General features: G+C 36.3%; 21 protein-coding genes. 13 read left to right on the forward strand and 8 right to left on the reverse strand.

From position 1 onward, the window contains the following. Positions 1-81: 81 nt before the first annotated feature. The 3 genes from dinB (at position 82) to ACSLUO_RS06650 (ending at position 5,664) form a co-directional block, all read left to right on the forward strand. Positions 82-1,143: a DNA polymerase IV gene (gene dinB / locus ACSLUO_RS06640; RefSeq protein WP_448247296.1), complete on the forward strand. Its 1,062-nt coding sequence runs from the start codon at positions 82-84 to the stop codon at positions 1,141-1,143. A 203-nt stretch (positions 1,144-1,346) separates the two neighbouring features. After that, the gene (locus ACSLUO_RS06645; protein WP_448247298.1) at positions 1,347-4,664 is read left to right on the forward strand and encodes an MHYT domain-containing protein; all 3,318 of its coding nucleotides are present in this window, start codon (positions 1,347-1,349) and stop codon (positions 4,662-4,664) included. Positions 4,665-4,674: 10 nt separating this feature from the next. Continuing rightward, the gene (locus ACSLUO_RS06650) at positions 4,675-5,664 is read left to right on the forward strand and encodes a response regulator (protein ID WP_448247299.1); all 990 of its coding nucleotides are present in this window, start codon (positions 4,675-4,677) and stop codon (positions 5,662-5,664) included. A gap of 135 nt (positions 5,665-5,799) precedes the next feature. Here ACSLUO_RS06650 and ACSLUO_RS06655 read toward each other — a convergent pair whose 3' ends face one another. Then, entirely contained in the window at positions 5,800-5,967 is a 168-nt protein-coding gene (locus ACSLUO_RS06655) for a DUF3545 family protein (protein ID WP_448247301.1), read from the reverse strand. Between the two features lie 239 nt (positions 5,968-6,206). On the opposite strand from ACSLUO_RS06655, the gene yaaA reads away from it, so the two are divergent. The 3 genes from yaaA to ACSLUO_RS06670 all read left to right on the forward strand — a co-directional run bounded on the left by yaaA (position 6,207) and on the right by ACSLUO_RS06670 (position 9,408). Next, positions 6,207-6,983, forward strand: a complete 777-nt coding sequence (gene yaaA, locus ACSLUO_RS06660; protein ID WP_448247302.1) for a peroxide stress protein YaaA — start codon at positions 6,207-6,209, stop codon at positions 6,981-6,983. Between the two features lie 108 nt (positions 6,984-7,091). Next, positions 7,092-7,607 (forward strand): TIGR03546 family protein, encoded by a 516-nt coding sequence (locus tag ACSLUO_RS06665; protein WP_448247304.1) that lies wholly within the window; start codon positions 7,092-7,094, stop codon positions 7,605-7,607. 4 nt (positions 7,608-7,611) lie between these two features. Beyond that, positions 7,612-9,408 (forward strand): TIGR03545 family protein, encoded by a 1,797-nt coding sequence (locus ACSLUO_RS06670; protein ID WP_448247306.1) that lies wholly within the window; start codon positions 7,612-7,614, stop codon positions 9,406-9,408. Positions 9,409-9,531: 123 nt separating this feature from the next. Here ACSLUO_RS06670 and ACSLUO_RS06675 read toward each other — a convergent pair whose 3' ends face one another. Together ACSLUO_RS06675 and ACSLUO_RS06680 are read right to left on the reverse strand one after the other, a co-directional pair. Next, positions 9,532-10,929, reverse strand: coding sequence for a sugar porter family MFS transporter (locus ACSLUO_RS06675; RefSeq protein WP_448247308.1), 1,398 nt, complete (start codon positions 10,927-10,929; stop codon positions 9,532-9,534). A 198-nt stretch (positions 10,930-11,127) separates the two neighbouring features. Next, positions 11,128-11,544: a hypothetical protein gene (locus ACSLUO_RS06680; RefSeq protein ID WP_448247309.1), complete on the reverse strand. Its 417-nt coding sequence runs from the start codon at positions 11,542-11,544 to the stop codon at positions 11,128-11,130. A 96-nt stretch (positions 11,545-11,640) separates the two neighbouring features. Here ACSLUO_RS06680 and ACSLUO_RS06685 point away from each other — a divergent pair, with 96 nt between their 5' ends. Next, complete coding sequence (locus ACSLUO_RS06685; protein ID WP_448247311.1) at positions 11,641-11,901, forward strand: VF530 family protein; 261 nt, start codon at positions 11,641-11,643, stop codon at positions 11,899-11,901. 32 nt (positions 11,902-11,933) lie between these two features. On the opposite strand, the gene ACSLUO_RS06690 is transcribed toward ACSLUO_RS06685, so the two are convergent. Both ACSLUO_RS06690 and dbpA read right to left on the reverse strand, forming a co-directional pair. Beyond that, complete coding sequence (locus ACSLUO_RS06690) at positions 11,934-12,338, reverse strand: group II truncated hemoglobin (protein ID WP_448247312.1); 405 nt, start codon at positions 12,336-12,338, stop codon at positions 11,934-11,936. A gap of 31 nt (positions 12,339-12,369) precedes the next feature. After that, on the reverse strand, positions 12,370-13,752 hold the full coding sequence (dbpA, locus tag ACSLUO_RS06695) for an ATP-dependent RNA helicase DbpA (RefSeq protein ID WP_448247314.1): 1,383 nt from the start codon (positions 13,750-13,752) through the stop codon (positions 12,370-12,372). Between the two features lie 123 nt (positions 13,753-13,875). On the opposite strand from dbpA, the gene ACSLUO_RS06700 reads away from it, so the two are divergent. The 3 genes from ACSLUO_RS06700 (at position 13,876) to ACSLUO_RS06710 (ending at position 16,641) form a co-directional block, all read left to right on the forward strand. Continuing rightward, positions 13,876-14,388, forward strand: coding sequence for an NYN domain-containing protein (locus ACSLUO_RS06700; RefSeq protein ID WP_448247316.1), 513 nt, complete (start codon positions 13,876-13,878; stop codon positions 14,386-14,388). A 17-nt stretch (positions 14,389-14,405) separates the two neighbouring features. Next, positions 14,406-14,630: a glutaredoxin family protein gene (locus ACSLUO_RS06705; protein WP_448247318.1), complete on the forward strand. Its 225-nt coding sequence runs from the start codon at positions 14,406-14,408 to the stop codon at positions 14,628-14,630. A 127-nt stretch (positions 14,631-14,757) separates the two neighbouring features. Continuing rightward, the gene (locus ACSLUO_RS06710; RefSeq protein ID WP_448247320.1) at positions 14,758-16,641 is read left to right on the forward strand and encodes a GGDEF domain-containing protein; all 1,884 of its coding nucleotides are present in this window, start codon (positions 14,758-14,760) and stop codon (positions 16,639-16,641) included. Positions 16,642-16,753: 112 nt separating this feature from the next. Here the strand turns inward: ACSLUO_RS06710 and ACSLUO_RS06715 are convergent, their stop codons facing one another. Continuing rightward, positions 16,754-16,966 (reverse strand): hypothetical protein, encoded by a 213-nt coding sequence (locus ACSLUO_RS06715; protein WP_448247322.1) that lies wholly within the window; start codon positions 16,964-16,966, stop codon positions 16,754-16,756. Beyond that, the gene (locus ACSLUO_RS06720) at positions 16,963-17,172 is read right to left on the reverse strand and encodes a DUF4177 domain-containing protein (protein WP_448247323.1); all 210 of its coding nucleotides are present in this window, start codon (positions 17,170-17,172) and stop codon (positions 16,963-16,965) included. The genes ACSLUO_RS06715 and ACSLUO_RS06720 overlap by 4 nt, the downstream gene beginning before the upstream one ends. Positions 17,173-17,291: 119 nt before the next feature. On the opposite strand from ACSLUO_RS06720, the gene ACSLUO_RS06725 reads away from it, so the two are divergent. The 3 genes from ACSLUO_RS06725 (at position 17,292) to ACSLUO_RS06735 (ending at position 18,618) form a co-directional block, all read left to right on the forward strand. Then, on the forward strand, positions 17,292-17,474 hold the full coding sequence (locus ACSLUO_RS06725; protein ID WP_448247325.1) for a DUF6435 family protein: 183 nt from the start codon (positions 17,292-17,294) through the stop codon (positions 17,472-17,474). A gap of 217 nt (positions 17,475-17,691) precedes the next feature. Continuing rightward, entirely contained in the window at positions 17,692-18,249 is a 558-nt protein-coding gene (locus tag ACSLUO_RS06730) for an RNA polymerase sigma factor (RefSeq protein WP_448247327.1), read from the forward strand. Between the two features lie 9 nt (positions 18,250-18,258). After that, the gene (locus ACSLUO_RS06735; protein WP_448247329.1) at positions 18,259-18,618 is read left to right on the forward strand and encodes a DUF6768 family protein; all 360 of its coding nucleotides are present in this window, start codon (positions 18,259-18,261) and stop codon (positions 18,616-18,618) included. Positions 18,619-18,645: 27 nt separating this feature from the next. Here ACSLUO_RS06735 and ACSLUO_RS06740 read toward each other — a convergent pair whose 3' ends face one another. Continuing rightward, on the reverse strand, positions 18,646-19,431 hold the full coding sequence (locus ACSLUO_RS06740) for a DUF2071 domain-containing protein (RefSeq protein WP_448247331.1): 786 nt from the start codon (positions 19,429-19,431) through the stop codon (positions 18,646-18,648). Between the last annotated feature and the right edge of the window lie 61 nt (positions 19,432-19,492).

Raw genomic sequence — 19,492 nt, forward strand, 5'->3', positions numbered from 1 at the left:
ATCTTTAATGCGGGCATACTTTTTCTTTAAATAACATAACAAAAAACCTATACTGTAAAAATAAACAGTATGGGTTTTTTTATGCGAAAGATAATTCACGTTGATATGGATTGTTTCTACGCCGCAGTCGAAATGCGCGACTTTCCAGAATATCAAAAAGTTCCGATAGCGGTAGGCTTTGACGGTCCTCGCAGTGTTTTATGCACCTGTAATTATTTAGCGCGCACTTTTGGGGTCAGGTCTGCTATGCCGGCAATACAGGCTAAAAAGCTATGTCCTGAGCTAAAAATAGTGTCTGCTCGCATGTCTGTTTATAAAGAAATATCACATCATATTAGAGCCATTTTTCGTCGTTACACTGATAAAATTGAACCCTTATCACTTGATGAAGCTTACCTTGATGTCACTAACAGTGAACATTGTCAGGGTAGTGCAACGTTAATTGCAGAAGAAATTCGCCAAGCGATATTTGATGAATTAAGACTAACGGCTTCAGCAGGGGTTGCACCAAATAAATTTTTAGCAAAAATTGCCAGTGACGAGAATAAACCCAACGGACTTTGTGTGGTATCCCCCGATAAAGTTGAGCAGTTTGTTGAAAAGCTACCGTTAAAAAAGTTACCTGGCATTGGCCCTAAAACTGCGGATAAATTGTCAGCTCATGGTTTGATAACATGCGAAGATGTACGTTTAGCTAAGTTTGAAAACCTCGTGCCTTTATTAGGCAATAATGTTTTTAGTTTGTATCAACGTTGCTTTGGCATTGATGAACGAGAAGTGGTTACAGATCGTATTCGAAAATCGTTAGGTGTTGAACAAACTTTTGCAACCGATTTAGCTGAGCTAGCGCAGTGCCAGCAAGTAATCACCGAGTTATATCAAAAGTTAACCGAAAGGTTTTCCCGTTGTGAAACCAAAGCCATTGTTAAGCAAGGGGTTAAAATAAAGTTTGCGGATTTTAGCCAAACGACCATAGAGCAACAAAGTAACAGTGATGATCTAGATACTTTTAGGCACTTGTTGGTGAAAGCGTTTGAACGAGGTAATGGCCGCAAGATCAGGTTATTAGGGCTAAATCTAGGTTTTAAAACGACAGAGCCAGAGCAAGTTCAACAATTATCACTTAATTTATCGGCAGAGTAAGTACTTTGTTTTTTCGTTTGGCGCTTAAGATTGTTAGCAAAATTTTGAAATATAGCGAGTAATGTTGTTAATGTGTTAATGAACCATTTATTAAGTGTTAACTTTACGCTTTTGTTGCTTATAAAGTGTCATAACTGATTAATATTTATGTTATATTATGGTGCAGTTGTCCTTATTTTTAATCATGAGTTAACCATTTTTTCATGCTGTCGAATTTTTTTATTGTTAATCCTGATCCTGCACTTGTTTTAAGTGGTAGCTATGATTACAGTTTGGTCTTTTTGTCTATTATTGTTTCTATTTTTACTGCCTTTCTATCAGCATATTTACTTGATTTAGCTAAAGAAACTCCATTTGATAACTATCGCAGAATCGCCAATGTTACGGCTTCAATCGTCTTGTCGGGTGGTGTTTGGAGTATGCATTTTATTGGCATGTTAGCTTTTTCATTGTGTACTGAAATTAACTACGATCCTTTGATCACCTTTTTCTCTTTTTTCCCAGCCTTTATCGCCTTTTTTTATACCATTACCCTTTTACAAAAAAGGGTACCAACAGCTTTGAGCATGTTGGTTGGCGCTGTATTGTTAGGCTCTGGTATCGGCACTATGCATTATAGCGGTATGGCCGCAATGCAATTAAGCCCTATGCTTGGTTATGATCCGCTATTTTTTGGTCTCTCTATTTTAGTGGCGGTTTTTTTATCTTATGTGGCCTTATTTACGCGCTTCAATCTACATCGATATGTGCCAAAGTTAAGCAAAACGCAGAACCGTTTTTGCCAAGCGACAGTGTTAGGATTAGCGGTTTCAGGCATGCATTATATGGGCATGTTTGCTACCCGTTTTGTTAGTGATACACCTTTTATTCCTGAGAAAAATATTCAGTCAGAGCTAACTTTTGTAGCGGTAAGTGTTGCGTTAGCAACGGTATTATTAACTATTATCGTGGTTGTTCTTAATAGTATGATCCGTTATCGGATTTTGTTAGATGAAAAATCGGCGAGTGAGTCACGCATTGATGCAATTTTATCAACTGCCATTGATGGTATTGTTACTATCGATGAAAAAGGCATCATCCTTAGTTTTAATAATGCTGCTGAAAGTATTTTTGGTTGGCAACGTCATGAAGTATTAAATAAAAATATTAAATTACTAATGGCTGACGAAATTGCTCAGCACCATGATGGTTACTTAGCCAATGCTAATAATGTTAATTATGGCAAAGTTATCGGTATTAACCGTGATGTTCACGCTAAACATAAAGATGGTCATTTATTTCCTATTCGTTTAGGAATTGGTGAAGTTAAACAAGCTGGTCACAGCCCGCTATATGTTGGGTTTATTACCGACTTAACCGATCAAAAAGCCTTACAACAAACCCTTATTGATAAAGAGCAACAATATCGTTCTTTAATTACCAATATGCCGGGTGTTGCCTTTCGTTGTGAATACAGTGATGAGTGGCCAATGATTTATATTAGTCCTAGTGTGCTGGAATTAACTGGTTATACCGATGAAATGTTTCTTACTGGCAGTATTCATTTTGGTGAGTTAATTATTGCTGAGCATCAGGAACTCGCTATGGTTGCCGTCACCAGAGCATTACAGGAAAAACGCCAGTATGCTGTGGAATATCAAGTTAAGCATAAAAACGGTGAGTTAATTTGGATATTGGATCAAGGCAGTTTTTCGTTTGATGACAATGGTAAAGCCAAGTGGATTGATGGTGTATTAGTTGATATTACCGAGCGACGCCATTACGAAGATACTTTAAAACAAGCTAAATTAGTGGCAGAGCAAGCGGCTAAAACCAAACAAGCCTTTTTGTCGAATATGAGTCATGAGATCAGAACCCCTATGAATTCTATTATTGGGTTTAGTGATTTATTAATGACCACAGAGCTTAATCAAGAGCAACAAAAACATCTGGTTATTGTCAATAATGCTGCGAAATCGTTATTGCGCTTATTAAATGAAATATTGGATTCCGCGAAACTTGAAAAAGGCAAGCTAACCATTGAACCAGTAAATTTTAATTTACATGAATTACTCGACAGTGTTATTTCAACTTTATGGTTAGATGTTAAAAATAAAGGCATAGAGCTGATCTTAGACGCTAAAATCATTGAAGGTAAAGTGTACTTTGCTGACCCTGATCGTATTCGCCAAGTATTAATGAATTTAATTGGTAATGCCATTAAGTTTACTGAAGTTGGCTTTATCAAGGTAGTGGTAACTGCTGTTGAACATGAGCAACTTAAGTTTGAAGTGATTGATACCGGCATTGGTATACCTAAACATAGGATTAAAGCAGTTTTTGAAGCGTTTGAACAAGCCGATGGTACTGTGACTCGTCGTTTTGGTGGTACTGGCTTAGGTACCTCAATTAGTAAGCAATTAGTTGAATTGATGGGTGGTAGTATCGGGCTTACCAGTGAAGAAGGGAAAGGGAGTTGTTTTTATTTTACCTTGCCGCTTAAAGCCGGTGATATTAACCAAACTCAGGCAATTAATTCAGCTAACAGTCAGTTACCTCCATTAACAATTTTAGTGGCTGATGATATTGCTCAAAACTCAGAGTTATTGTCGATTTTATTGAAAAAAGACCAGCATCAAGTGGTAGTTGCAAATAATGGTTTGGAAGCCATAGCGGCTTTTGAGCAACAGCAATTTGATGTGATTTTAATGGATATTCATATGCCGGAATGTGATGGTATTGATGCGACTATAAAAATACGACAAATTGAAAAAGAAAATAACTTGGCGACTACGCCCATTATTGCATTAACGGCAAGTGTGCTTGAGCATGATAAAACAGTAGCCAAAAATGCAGGTATGAATGGTTTTGCCAATAAGCCAATAGATATAGAACAGCTCAATTTAGAAATTATGCAGGTGTTAAATCTTGGTCGTGTTATTGCGCCTAAAGCTGAAACAACCAGTGCTTCACTCAAACATATAGATAACAAAAAAGGGCAGATGTTATGGGGCACAAAAGAAAAACACTGGAGTGAAATTGCCCGCTTTTTAACTGAGCATAAACAAAGCTTAACCATAATATCTACCCAACATAGCGAAACAGAGGAACATGTACGTTTATTACATACCTTAAAAGGGCTAGCGGGTAATTTAGCTTTACCTAAATTAATGAATGTCATCGCAACGCTAGAAAAAGGCGAGCAAGATGTCGAACTTTCAGAAGTATTAGCGGAATTAAGCGCTGAAGTAGTTACATTAGAACAGCTGGTTTTATCTGATGAACAGCAACAAAAAAGCACCATTAAACGTGTTGCTCAACAGTTAAGCAACGACGAATTATTAACTCTATGCGAGCAATTGTTAGTTGATGTGCAAAATGCAGAATTAAATGATGAGCTATTATTACAGTTAAGTGAGTCAGCACCTTGTCAATATCAGTCTGAAATTACAGCATTAGTAGAGCAATTTGAACTTTTCGATTTTGACAGTGCCCAAAGCCAGCTTGAACAAATAATTAACCAACTTGTTAACGGGAAATAGGACTTACACGATGAACTTTTCTTCTGATCGCGCACGTATTTTAGTGGTTGACGATGAACCGTTAAATTTAAAAGTGATACGTGAAGTTTTACATGAACAATATCGTTTGTCGTTTGCTAAGTCTGCTGACGCGGCATTAAAGCTTATTGATAAAGAAATACCTGATTTAATTTTACTCGATATTATGATGCCAGAAATGAGTGGCTTAGAAATGTGTAAAATTTTAAAAAGCCAAAAACAAACTAAACATATCCCGGTTATTTTTGTTACTGCATTAGGTGATGAAAATGATGAGTTTGTTGGTTTTGAATTAGGGGCAGTTGATTATATAACCAAGCCAATAAGTCCCGCTATTGTTAGGGCTAGGGTTAAAAATCATCTATCTTTAGTACAAGCTGAGCAGTTAAAGCAGGCACATGTTGATTTAGTGGATCGCTTAGGCCGTGCTGCTGAATATAAAGACACAGATACTGGTGAACATATTGCTAGAATGAGCCAATATTCTCAAATTTTAGCTATAGCTTATGGCATGTCTGAGCAATATGCCGAGTTAATTCGACAAGCTGCCCCAATGCACGATATTGGCAAAATAGGGATCCCAGATGCCGTGTTATTAAAGCCTGGAAAATTAACCGATGAAGAATTTGAACAAATGAAAACACATTCAATTATCGGAGCCAAAATTTTAGAAAACTCAGAATCTCCCCTGTTACAACTAGCACACCTATTAGCCATGGAACACCATGAAAAATGGGATGGTACTGGTTATCCTAATAATCTAAAAGCAGAAGAAATATCCATTGAAGGACGCATTGTTGCGATTGCTGATGTGTTTGATGCCTTGACATCTAAGCGACCTTATAAGGAAGCTTGGAGTGTGGAAGAAGCGTTTGATTTTATTGAAAAGCAAGCAGGAATACATTTTGACCCTGAATTAGTGCGTTTATTTTTAGCCAACAAAGATAAAATTCTTGCTGTTAGGAACGTCAATTTAGATTAATGATTGGTAAATTAACCGCCAACTAACGATTAATTAAGCATAAATAATTATTGTGATGCTAAAAACAAAAAACCTATCATTTTCATGATAGGTTTTTGATTAGTTGTAATTTAAATTTATAGCTTTGAGAGAGGTTTAAAACTCGTCCAGCATATACTCTAATGAGTCTTCATATACTTTAAGGTCTCGTTCTAATTGAAATTTCTCCTTCAGCTGTTCTATTTCACGCCATTTTCTTTTTTTATTGCTTGTTTTCGATTTAGGTTGTTCAAACGAATTCAATGCTTCGGTTATGTTATCCATGAAATGCTCCTTTTTTCTACAACTGCAGTAAATAAATATCATATTCGACGCGATAATAAAATATTTTTATGACATTTTTTATACAACCTAGAGAGTTTCTTTAATTTTTTTACTGTTTTTTTCTGGCCAAAATATGGCGTAGCTTACGATGGCAGGTTATTTAATTTTAATTAATTTTTAACTTGGCTATGCTATAGTGAAGCCAAAGTTAAATTACCAAAAAAGTGTTAATTAAAACCATGTTACTTGTTGTTTCTCCAGCTAAAAATTTAGATTTTGAGTCGCCTCTTGCTACTCAACAATATTCTCAACCTAGCCTGTTAGAGCATAGTCAATTATTGATTGATCGTTGCTTGTCTTTATCTCCAGCCGAGATCAGCTCGTTGATGTCGATCAGCGATAAATTAGCCGGTTTAAATGCCGCCCGTTTTGGCCAGTGGTCTCAGCCTTTTGATCAAAACAATGCCCGAGCAGCGGTATTGGCTTTTAATGGTGATGTATACACCGGCTTAGATGCAGCAAGCTTTAGCGAAGCCGATTTTAACTTTGCTCAATCACACATGCGTATTTTGTCGGGCTTATATGGTTTATTGAAACCACTCGATTTAATGCAGGCTTATCGTTTAGAAATGGGCACCAAGTTAGATAATGTTCGAGGCAAAAATTTATATGAATTTTGGGGCAACATTATCACCGATAAATTAAATGAGGCTTTAGCTGAACAAGGCGACAACATTTTAATTAATCTTGCTTCTACGGAATATTTTAAATCAGTAAAGAAAAAGCAACTTGAAGCCGATATTATTACGCCAAGCTTTAAAGATTGGAAAAATGGTCAATATAAAATGATCAGTTTTTTTGCCAAAAAAGCGCGTGGCTTGATGGCACGTTATATTATTCAGCATCAATTAACTGAGGTTGAACAATTAAAAGCGTTTGACCTTGCGGGTTATCAGTATAATGAAGAGTTTAGTAAAGGTAATGATTGGGTGTTTACGCGCAAAATTACTGATTAATTCAACTAAACTAAATTACACAAAAGAAAAGCAAACTAAACCCTTATTAGCATAGTTAGCTGTGTTAGTTAATGGTCACTTTTTCACATTGCATTTTAAGGAGAAAAAATGCTTACTCTACTAGCCAAATTATTTAAGGCGTTAAATTCTGATAGTTCTCCACGGCAAATTTCTATTGCTGTGGTTTTAGGCTTAATTGTTGGTTTATCACCGCTGTTTAGTTTACATAACCTGGTCATTGTCTTTGTTGTCTTATTTATTCGTATGAATATTGGTAGCTTTATTTTGTCGTTTGGTATTTTCTCGGCAATTAGTTATTTATTTTCGTTTGCGATTGTTGCTGTTGGTGAGTCATTACTTACGGCTAGTTCATTGCAAGGCTTGTTTACTTCGCTTTATCAGATAAGTATTTTTAAACTTGCTCATTGGCACCATACTTATACTTTAGGTGCTGTTGTGGTTAGTGCTGTTTTGGCTATTCCTCTGTTTTTTATCTGTAATATTTTAATTACTAAATATCGCGTTCACGTTAAAGCTTTTATTGAACGTTTTAAAATTGTGAAGGCGTTAAAAGCATCGAGTTTTTATCGTGTTTATTTAAAAGTGTCAGGGCAGGAGATTTAGTTCGATGAAATATTTACGTTGGCAGGGTGCTGCTTCCTTTTTTGTTATTTTTGGTGCTATTGCACTGTGTTTATATTTATTTGCTGAGCCACTGATCAAAAAAGGCATTGAAACCAGTGTTGCTTGGTATACAGGGGCGGAAGTTAATGTTGCCGAAGTTGATTTAGCATATTCGCCTTTAACACTATCTGTAAAAGGCTTTGAGGCGACAGATGCCGAACAACCAAGCATGAACTTGGTGGCTTTTAAAGAAGCGAAAGCCGACCTTCATTTATGGCAATATTTATTAGGTAAAGTGATCATTGATGAGTTGGTGGTTGATGGTTTAAGTTTTTCAACGAAAAGAGCGTCAATAGGTGAAGTATACCTTGATACGGACGTTGCTGATGAGGAAGAAACTGCATCAGCTGAAGGCTCTACACTTGCTGATATTAAACAACAGTTACCTGATCCTAAGCAGTTATTAAACGACAGTGATTTATTAACGGTAAAAGCTAGCCAAGCATTATCAGCCAGTTATCAAAGTGAAGCTGAAAAGCTGAAAGATCTTAAAGCTAAGTTACCAAGCAAAGAAAAGTTAGCGGCTTATCAAGAAAAAGTAAAAGCGCTGGGGCAAATCAAAGTTAAATCACTTGAAGATATTGAGCAAATTAAAGCCCAATATAATGAACTAAAGGCAGAATTTAAAGCTGATCAAGCCATTGTTAAAGCGGCTAAAGAACAATTAGCCACCAGTAAAAATGTGTTAAGCGAACGGGTAACGGCGCTGAAAAATGCACCATCACAAGATTGGCAAAATATTGAAAAAACGTACCAATTAGAAAACATTGATGGCGCTGACTTTGCGCACTTATTATTTGGGGCGCAAGCGCGAGAGTATTACGATACAGCGATGGCAATTTATCAAAAATTATCACCGTTATTAACCGCGAATAACACGCCAGAGCAAGAAGAAAAAATAGCAGCCACTGGCCGTTATGTATTATTTGATGAAGAAAACCCATTACCTGAAATTTTAATCAAAAAAGCCCATTTTTCGATGAACTTACCACAAGGTGATTTAGCCATTGATGTTAATGAGTTTACGCACCAGCACTGGTTAAGAAATTTACCAACACGTTATCAAGTCAATAGCCAAAACCTTAATCAACAAGGCACTGTTAACTTACTAGGTGAGTTTACGTTAAATCAACAAGGCTTGTTTAATACTGACGGTAAATGGACCCTTGAAGGTATGCCATTAACCAATGCTCAGTTAGGTAACAGTGATAAATTATCATTAACGCTTAAACAAGGCAGCTTGTTTGCTGGCGGACAATATCAAGCATCAAACACGGCAATTGATACTAACAATGCTTTTACCATTAAAAATGCACAATATGACGGTAAAGCAGATAATAGCATGGGTAAATTAGTACTTGATACGGTTTCATCTCTTGATGAATTAGTCTTAAAAGTTAGTGCTGATGGTGCGTTAACGTCGCCTACTTGGCATGTATCTTCACCTCTTGATAAAGCGTTAAAAAATGCGGTAAGTAAAAAGGTTGATGAAAAGCTAACGAGCTTTAAAGCGGATGTACAAGCAGGCTTAAATGATAAGTTAGCAAGCGCGTTAAACATGCCTAATGATGGTAAAGCACAATTGTTAGATTTAGAAAGCGTATTAAACGACTCAGACAACGCCTTAGATAATCTACTTGATTCTGATGTGGTTAAGCAGCAAGAAGATAAGTTAAAAGATAAACTGAAAGATAAAGCGAAAGATAAGTTAAAAGATAAACTTGGTGGTTTTTTTAACTAACCTAAGTTCGGGTTAATTAGAGCATCATGCGTTAAATATGAGCTTAATAAAAAACCGCGATATCCAAAAGGATATCGCGGTTTTTTTTATTATTCAGTTTATCTCTTGTTTAGATAACGAAGATTAACCTTCCATTTCTTCTAATTCTAAGCCTTTTGTTTCTTTAACAAACTTAGCAACAAAGATAATAGAGATAAACGCACATAGGGCATAGAAACCATAAGTAACGGCTAAGCCAAAGCTTGCTAACATTAATGGGAAAGTCATGGTAATAGCAAAGTTTGACGTCCACTGTGATAAACCACTGATCGCTAAGCCTGAACCACGGATTTGATTCGGGAACATTTCGCCTAACATTACCCACATTACAGGGCCCCAAGAAATATTAAAAAAGAAAACATAGGCATTAGCTGCAATTAACGCCATGGTACCGTAATCACCTAAAATTAAATCACCATTTGCATCTGACGCTGAGTTTGCAAAAGCAAATACTAAAATAGCTAAAGTTACCGCCATACCGGCAGAACCAATAGTTAATAACGGTTTACGACCAATTTTGTCGATGAAATACATGGTAATAAAGCAAGCTGCAATACTTACCGCACCACTGATAATATTGATCAACAAGGCATCCGCTTCTGAAAAGCCAACTGCTTGCCACAATACCGCGCCATAATAAAATACCACGTTAATACCAACAAGTTGTTGAAAGGTGGCTAAACCAATACCAATCCAAACAACTTTACGTACTTTGTTCGTTTTCTTGTCAATTAAGTCAGCTAAACGCGGTTTGTGATGATCAGCGGCTAATGAATCTTCAATTTCTTTAAGTTTAATGGCTGATGCTTCAGCGCCGTATAAACGCGTTAATACTTCGCCAGCTTGGGCATTTTTACTTTTAATGACTAAATAACGAGGGCTTTCAGGAATTAAAAATAAAGCGAATAAAAATAAACAAGCCGGAGCTAGTTCAATCCAGAACATCCAACGCCAAGCGTCGTAACCAAGCCATAACTCAGAAACAGAAGCACCAGCAATATCAGCTAACAAATAGTTACTAACAAACGCTGAGAATAAACCACCGATAATGGCAACTTGCTGAATAGTTGTTAATGTTCCGCGAATACGTGCAGGGGCAATTTCACTGATATAAGCTGGCGCCATTACTGAGGCCGCACCTACCGCTAAACCACCAATAATACGATAGATAATAAATTCTACTGAACTGGTAGCAATACCAGAACCCCAAGCACTGATAATAAACAAGGCAGCAGCAACAATAAGTAAACCTTTACGGCCATACGTATCGGCTAAACGGCCAGCAAAAAAGGCACCTACAGCACAACCTAACAACATACTAGCAACGTTAAAACCGGTACCAACACTGTCAGAGTTAAAAGCTTGTTGTAAACCATCAACAGTGCCGTTAATAACGCCACTGTCAAAACCAAATAAGAAGCCGCCAATGGTGGCTACGCAACTGATTATTATAATAAACAGCTTGTTTTCTTGTTCTTTCATTAAAAATTACCTTTGTTATTTTTATAAAAACTAACTAAAGCATACAATAAAGTTGTTAGCGCTACCATTAATATTTTGTGTGGATGTGACGTATTAGGATTAGATATGTGTATTTTTGGCTGAAAAATATTTAGGCCCTTTCTTTTTAGTATACGAAGTTTTCTTTTCAGTAACACAAAGTTTAATCGAATGTGAACTTTAAATAGGACTTAATTGACGATCTGCTGCAATCAGGTTAATCACTTTTCTAATTTTTGTATCAATGAAGCCGGCTAATAATTTATTGTGCTGTTCCAATAATAGCTGCTCTTTTTCTGTTAGCGCCAAAAAAGCATCAATTTTGTTTAATTGTGCTTCATTGCTAAAAACATCGTCAGCATAAATTTTTTGCGTAATATCAGCGCTATTTTCTGATTGTTGTTGGATCTGGTATTGCTCAGGTAACATTAAATGCAAGGTTAAGGAAAGTAAGTTATTTTCATCACCATACCAATTTGCGGTCATGGTTTGAAAATTAAATTGTGCTTCAAGTTTATTACTTATGCCGACAATTTTAGGGTACAGCACGGTTAATGGCTTTGAGACCTCAATGTTAATCGGTAATTGCTCGGTCATTTTTATTAATACTTATTATTGTTGTCATCCTTAGATACAGAGACTAGCGATTTTGTTAGAATATTTCATCTTATTTTACCTATCACATTTTGCTTTATGACAAATTCAACCTCATCAACTCAACCAAATAATCCTTTGCATGGTGTTACCTTAGCAACTATTTTAGAAAAATTAGTGGCAACACTTGGTTGGGAAGAAATGGGTAAACGAATAAAGATTAATTGTTTTACCAAAGACCCTAGCATTAAATCGAGCTTAAAGTTTCTGAGAAAAACCCCTTGGGCACGAGAAAAAGTTGAACAATTATATATTGATACCTGCTGTGGTTTTGTTTGGCCTGATATCGATATAAAATAGCCGTAATACAGCAGGGGAGTATGGGGGCGTAGCTAACGATTATTTTGGCTAGCAACTCTTATTCTTTCTGCGGGAATGCGGAATTGACACATTAAATAGTGCTTAAAGTCTGCAGGGTAATCTTGGTCGTTAAGTGCTTTTTCCATACATAATAACCAGGCATCACGTTCGGTTTCGCTTACGGGTAAATGACAATGGGCTTGGGGGATATTAATACCACCAAAATGCTCGCTGTATAGTTTAGGGCCACCAAGCCAACCCGATAAAAAATAACTCAACTTTTTTTGTGACAAAGTTAAATCGGGCTGATGCATAGCTCTGATCACTGCAGCTTCAGGCAAGCTATCCATATATTGATAAAAATCAGCGACAAGCTGCTCGATGCCGGCGAGTTTCCCCGCCGCTTGGTATGAGTTATCGTTAATGCCGTAGGTCATTTTTTACGTTCTAAGTGAGCTATAAAAGCGGTTATAAAATACGAGCGCGAAAGTTTCGGCCTTTCATTTTACCGTCGTTAATGGTTTTTAAAGCCACTTTAGCAATAGTGCGATCAACGGCAACATAAGAACGTAAATCAAATAATTGAATTTTACCAATTAATTTACCTTCTACTTTTTTAGTTGAGGTAAGCGCCCCTAAAATATCACCCGCACGTACTTTTTGTTTTTTACCGCCGTCAATTTGAATGGTTACCATAGTTGCGGTTGTTGGTGCTTTGTTAAGTACCTCTAACGGTGGTAATTCTTCTGCTTCAATGTCATGACCAAGGTAAGTTTCTAATTTCATTACCTTGTGAGCTTCTTTGTGGCTGATCAATGAACAAGCAATGCCTTTACTACCGGCACGACCGGTTCGGCCAATACGATGCACATGAATTTCAGGATCGTGGGCAATATGGTAATTCACCACCATATCAAGGTTGTCGATATCTAAACCACGTGAAGCCACATCGGTTGCCACTAAAACAGCAATACTCTTGTTGGCAAATTGCACTAAGGTTTGGTCACGATCACGTTGCTCTAAATCACCATGTAGGGCTAAACAGCTAAAACCTTTGTTAATTAAACTATCGGCTAGCTCTTGCACTTCAACTTTAGTATTACAAAAAATTACCGCAGATTCGGGTTGATGCTCCATTAATAACAATTGCACAGCATGAATACGTTCGCTGTTATCAGAAACCTGATAAAAACGCTGACTAATACTTGAAGCGTCGTGTTTCGACTCAACCTTAACCATTTCTGGCTCAGTCATAATATGTTCAGATATAGCTTTAATTTGCTTTGGAAACGTTGCGCTAAATAACAAGTTTTGGCGCTGGGCCGGACACTGCGAAAAAATGTAATCTAAAGTGGCTTGAAAACCCATTTCTAACATGCGATCCGCTTCATCTAATACTAAGGTATTAACCTCGGATAAATCTAAACGGCCGCGGCCTAAATGATCTTCAATTCTGCCAGGGGTGCCAACAATAATGTGTGCGCCATGCTCTAATGAACCTATTTGTGGGCCCATAGGTGTACCACCACATAAAGTTAATACTTTAATATTGTGGGTGGCTCTTGCCAGTTTGCGAATTTCTTTCGCAACTTGGTCAGCTAATTCACGTGTAGGACACAATACTAAGGCTTGAATACGAAAGCGTTTAACATTTAAATTGTGCAAAATACCTAAAGCAAAAGCGGCAGTTTTACCTGAGCCAGTTTTACCTTGGCCAATAACATCTTTACCATTTAACACATGCGGTAATGCTTGTGCTTGGATCGGTGTCATTTCGTTGTAGCCTAACGTTGATAAATTATCGACCAATGCTTTGCTTAATGATGTTGAAGAAAATAGCGTGTTTGCCACAATGAAAGTACCTAAGCTTATAAAATTAAGCGCATTATAACAGAGCGATATCAGGAACAGGTGAATTATCTGGAATTTTATCTGGTATAGTAGCGCTAATTTTGTTGATTTAGGAATTTTGCTTTGCAAGCAACACAATCGTTAGAAAATGGCTCAGTAGTTAAACAAAAAATAGCTATTTTTGTTGATGTACAAAATATTTATTACACCACCCGACAAGCTTATGGTCGGCAGTTTAATTATCGTCAGTTTTGGCAACAAATTAGTGAGCAGGGTGATATTGTTTTAGCGAATGCTTATGCTATTGCGCGAGATGATGACCAACAACATAAATTTCAAAAAGCGCTAAAACATATTGGCTTTAACGTTAAGCTAAAACCTTATATTCAACGTAGCGATGGTTCAGCTAAAGGTGACTGGGATGTAGGGATTGCTATTGATGTTTTAGAAGCTGCGGAAGCGGTTGATACCATTGTTTTATTATCAGGTGATGGCGATTTCGATTTATTAATGCTGAAAGTGGCAGGAAAATACAGTTGTAACACACATGTATATGGCGTACCGCAACTAACGGCTACCTCGTTAATTAATTCAGCCAGCCATTATCACCGGATTGAAGATAATTTATTGATGTAATTTAAGAGTTAAAACAAATGAAAAAAGTGGTGTTTTATACACGAAATAATTGCCCACATTGTGACAATGCTAAAAAATATTTAGATAGCCAAAATATTCAATATCGGTTGTGTAATGTGCAAACGCCGGCAGGGCAAAAAGAATTTAATCGCTTAGGCTATAAAGCTGTGCCTGTTATTAAAGTAGGCGCTGATTATATTAACGGCTTTACCATTAAAAAATTTCAACAATTGTATCAGTAGAGGTGCTTATATACTGATGAAAGATTATGATAACATTATTAAATTTCTTAAAGTGTTGTTTTAACGTATTGAGTTTTAAAGTATTGATAACTTCGATAGATAACCATCTCTTATTCATGGACGATAAATGCGCGCTGTAAAATTATGCTTATTCTTGGGTTGCTTACTATTAAATAGCATAGCAACAGCAGTAATGGCGGAAGAAAAATTCGCCATGCTGATCACCATTGAAGAAGATATTTATCAAGACCCATGGCAAAGTTATCAACGTATTATTGCTTTACGCCCTAAACTCGCCGATCAACCCAGCCGAGTACAATTACTTTGGCATCAACAAAAAGCCACTGCTGAAAACTTATTATATTTTTATGATGATTTTACTGAAACCGTTGCTGAAGCCAGAAAACTATTAACCAGTGAATCAAATCCTAATATTAAAGCGCGATTAATTTTTTATGCGGGCTTAATTGCGCAACGAAATAATGAATACAATAAAGCGACAGAGCTTTTTCACAAAGCAATGGCGATTGCGCAAACTATTGAAAACTACACTTTATATATTCAAATTAAACAAGAACTTGCTTATACCCGCAGTTTAACCGAGCTATTTGATGCATCATTAAAAGATTTACAGTCAGCATATGTTGAAGCCTTTGCATTAAATGATGAATTTTTGATCGCGGTGATCAACGAAACTTATGGTGCTATTTATGGCTACATGAATGAATACCAAAAGTCGGTTGATTATTACCAAAAAGCTTATGAAACCTACGAACAGTTTGGCTATAAAGCGCATGTGGCAGAAGCCGCTTATGGTTTAGCTTCTACCTACCGTTATTGGAAAAAGTACGATTTAGCCATTGAATACTTCGAACATTATCAAGAGCTCATTAAATACACCCCTAATTTAGAAATCAGTTTTTTAAGTGCTTATGGTTTAGGTATGACCCTAGCTGAAAAAGGGGATTGTCAGCAGGCGATTAAAATTATTGATAAAGGTTTAACGTTAAACGGTGCGATTGATTACAACGCCGAATTGTATAAGCGTAAAGCTATGTGTTTAATTAAACTCAATCAATTTCAACAAGCTCAAACTGCTTTAGATAAAGCCAATGCAATTTTTGCCGATATTCCTGAATTAACTGGCACTAAGTGGCAATTAGAAACGCTTAAAATAAAAGGCTTATTGGCGCATGCGAAAAAAGACTATCAAGCAGCGTTTGAAATTATTAACGACTATTACGAAAAATTTACCGAACAGTTAATTGAAAATGCCTCATCAAGGCTCGTAAATGTACGCCATGCTTTAGAGCTTGAACGAAAAAATGTTGAGCTCGATTTGTTAAGACAACGCACCCGTGTTGAGTTATTAGAAGCTGAGCAAGATCAGCAAATTAATCGCTTAAATCGCTATTTAGTGTTTTTTTTAAGCGTGTTTATTATTGTGATTATTATTGTTTTAGTGCTTCAACGTAAAAGCCATCAAAAAGTATTAAAACTGTCGATTAAAGATGAACTTACCGACTTATACAACCGACGTTATATTTTTAGCCTTTGGGAAAAACTATTAAAGAAAACCGAAGGTAAGGGCGAAATGGCCATATTGTTAATTGATATTGATAACTTCAAAATGATCAACGATCAATACGGTCATCCTGCTGGCGATAAAGTATTAAAGCAAGTTGCCGATATTGCTCAAACCTGTCTTCGTACTGAAGACGTTATGGGGCGCGTAGGTGGTGAAGAATTTTTATGTTTATTGCCACGGGTTAATCAAACGCTAACTTTGAATATTGCCAACCGTTTGTTAACGTCAGTAGCTGAAGCGGACTTTTTTGTAAAAGATGACAAAAAAATTCATGTTTCAATTAGTATTGGTGTGCGCAGCATATACAAGCACAATAACTTAACAATTAATCATTTATATGCTCAAGCAGATCAAGCTTTGTATCGTGCTAAACGGCAAGGGAAAAATCAGGCGGTACTGTTTCAAGAACGCAGTACAAGATAAATAGGACAATTTAAATAGTGCAGGAGTGCTGTAAACCATAGTTACTTTTACCATCAAGCAGCTATGGTTTAATTAATCTTGCTTAAACTTACTTAAGTTAGATAACAATAAGTTAATCAATAAAGCCTTTTTTCTTCATTTCTTTTTCACTTAAATATTCTTTGCAAACTAAAGTAATACCTAAGGCAATAACAAAAAAGGCGGCAATGGTAATTAAGAGCTTCCAAAAAAGTTCGGTTTCAAATGGTGTAAACCACATTTGAACTAAAGACAAAATTACGCCAAGAATAAATAAGCCGGTACAAACTAATGAACCATATTTCATTTTTCTCTCCCTAAAATTACGACATAGGCTTCACGTTTCCAAAAAAGTAACATTCGACGAATATCTTTTTCCATCGTTTGAACACGCCAGCCATTATCTGCATTGTCATTAAGGAATTCGGTGAACTTCACCGGATTAACTTTTGAACCACCTAATAATAACGATCCTAACATCCCTTCTTGATAGATAACTACTTTATATTCCATGTAAACTCCTTAGTGTGTTGAAGGTTGAAATTACCTAATTTAGCTTATCGTTAAAAATAAGTAATCTGCTCAGTGCTTTTAAGCGTATCATAAATTACCCAACTAACTTGAGTAAAACAATGTTTTCCTTTTTTAAATCCAATCCAATAAAAAAATTAACCAAATTACAAGATATTAAGCTTGAACAAGCAATGCAGGCGCAAAGAAACGGTGATATGAAAAGCTTTGCACAATTAACCTATGAAGCTGATGAAATAGAGCAACAAATTGTTGCATTAAAAGCCAAAACTAAAACCTCATAATGCTGTAATTTTCGTAATTGGAAAATAAGAATACAAAAAATAAAATTTAAATGAACCTTTTGTCAAAACGCTACGTCTTGTTGATAACATAATACTTTGGTTTGAGCTTTTAACTTTGCAGGCAGACATTAGTGCTTTAGGTTATGGCAAACCTCATCAGTATTGTGGCGGTAATATCCTTAGTTTATTGAAATTAATGTGAATGGGTAATTTTATTTTGAACGACAAAACCAAGATAACCAGCCAAGCTGAAATTGATTTATGGGTAATTGATGCCAAACTTGGCGATGAAAAATCGTTCGAGCAATTATTTAAACATTTTCAGCAAGGTTTGTTGCGCTACGCTTATAAAATACATCCTGATCCTCAAATGGCGCAAGAAGCAGCGCAGCGTAGCTGGATCAAAATTGCTAAAAATATTAATCGTTTAAATGATCACCACGCTTTTAAAAGTTGGCTATTTCAAACGCTACATTGGCAAATGTTAGATTTATTGCGAAAGCAAAAAAATGCGCCTGAATCTCTTGATATGGAAATGCTTGATAGCCTGCCAGCGCAAACAACAAAAAGCTCTCAAGCTAATAGCCAACAAAGTGAATTACATTTTCATATTTCACAACTAGCCGACATTGATAAACAAGCTATCCATCTTTTTTATCTGGAAGAATTAAGCTTACAAGAAATTCATATTGTTTTGAATATTCCAATCGGAACAATTAAATCAAGGCTCAACAGAGCACGTAATGTATTAAAAAATAAATTAACTAACAGTTAGGTGATTATTATGAACATTGATGAAAAAATTAAACAAGAATTAGAAAATGAAGCTGAAATACTTGATCAAGTACTGGTTCAGCGCGAAGGCATATTTTTTATGTTAGCTCACGCTTTTAAAGGCGCTTTAGGCGGCTGGATGATATTAATTTCGATTGTTGTTTTAATCGTAAGTGCGCTAATGATTTGGGCTGGCTATCAATTCTTTTTTGTTAGCACATTACTTGAAGATAAATTGCATTGGGGTATGATTTTAGTGATTTCCTTGATTGTTCAAATCGCAATGAAAATGTGGACGTTTATGGAAATGAACAGAATGTCAGTACTACGAGAAATAAAACGGCTTGAAATATCCTTAACTCGTCGTTAATAAATGAGTTAAGGATATTAATCCTGATCATTCCACCACCTTAGGTGGTAAATAAATAGTAAACTCATTAATGGGTTCAACAAGTACGCTATGCGCTACTTGTTGTTCCTCGGGTGTTACTAGCTCTAATCGAGATAATAGCGCAAAGCTAGCTGATTCAAGGTTTGCAGAAGAGACTTTTAACTGTTTATGCCAAACTCTATAGGTACCCAATTTCCCGTCTCGACGATGATAAAAGCCAGCTAATGGGTGTGTTAAGTATACTAATCCCGTTTCAAGGTCAGGAAATCCTGCAAGCTCTATTGGAACATCTTTTGTTTGTGATAACTCTACCTTTGCTGGAGCCCAAGTAGCAGCTGTTGTCATTTTGTATTTACGGTATATTTGTTGTGATTCGTCGAAGTCACAGTCAAATTTCACATCACCTGAATACCAAGGTAAATTCCATAAAAGCCTTGGAACTGCGAGTGTCCATGAATCTAATGTAGTACCTAGAAACCAAACACAGCGTTCATTAGTTTGTTTGTCGATGATGTAGATCCGATAATTGGTTTGACCCATGGTAAATTTTGGAAATGGATAAACAGCAGAAGTAAAATCAACATCGATAAAGGGAACGACAGAAATTAAAGCCTTTTCGACCCCGTTGATTTCGACTAGATCCAATGTAAAACGGTCAGGGAAAAGTCCATTAAACCTTGACGGTTCCACAGCGTAAGTAATGATGGCAAAATGCTGTAATTTACATAAAACATCTATCCCTTTTGGCGGTGGTCTTGAATGGAGATAATCATTTAACTTGAGTGAATCCACGTTTAAACATCCTTGCAAAATAACGTCTTTAGCAACTTGTATTAGCTGCCGCTTATAATAT

The organism is Thalassotalea agariperforans (assembly GCF_053470345.1).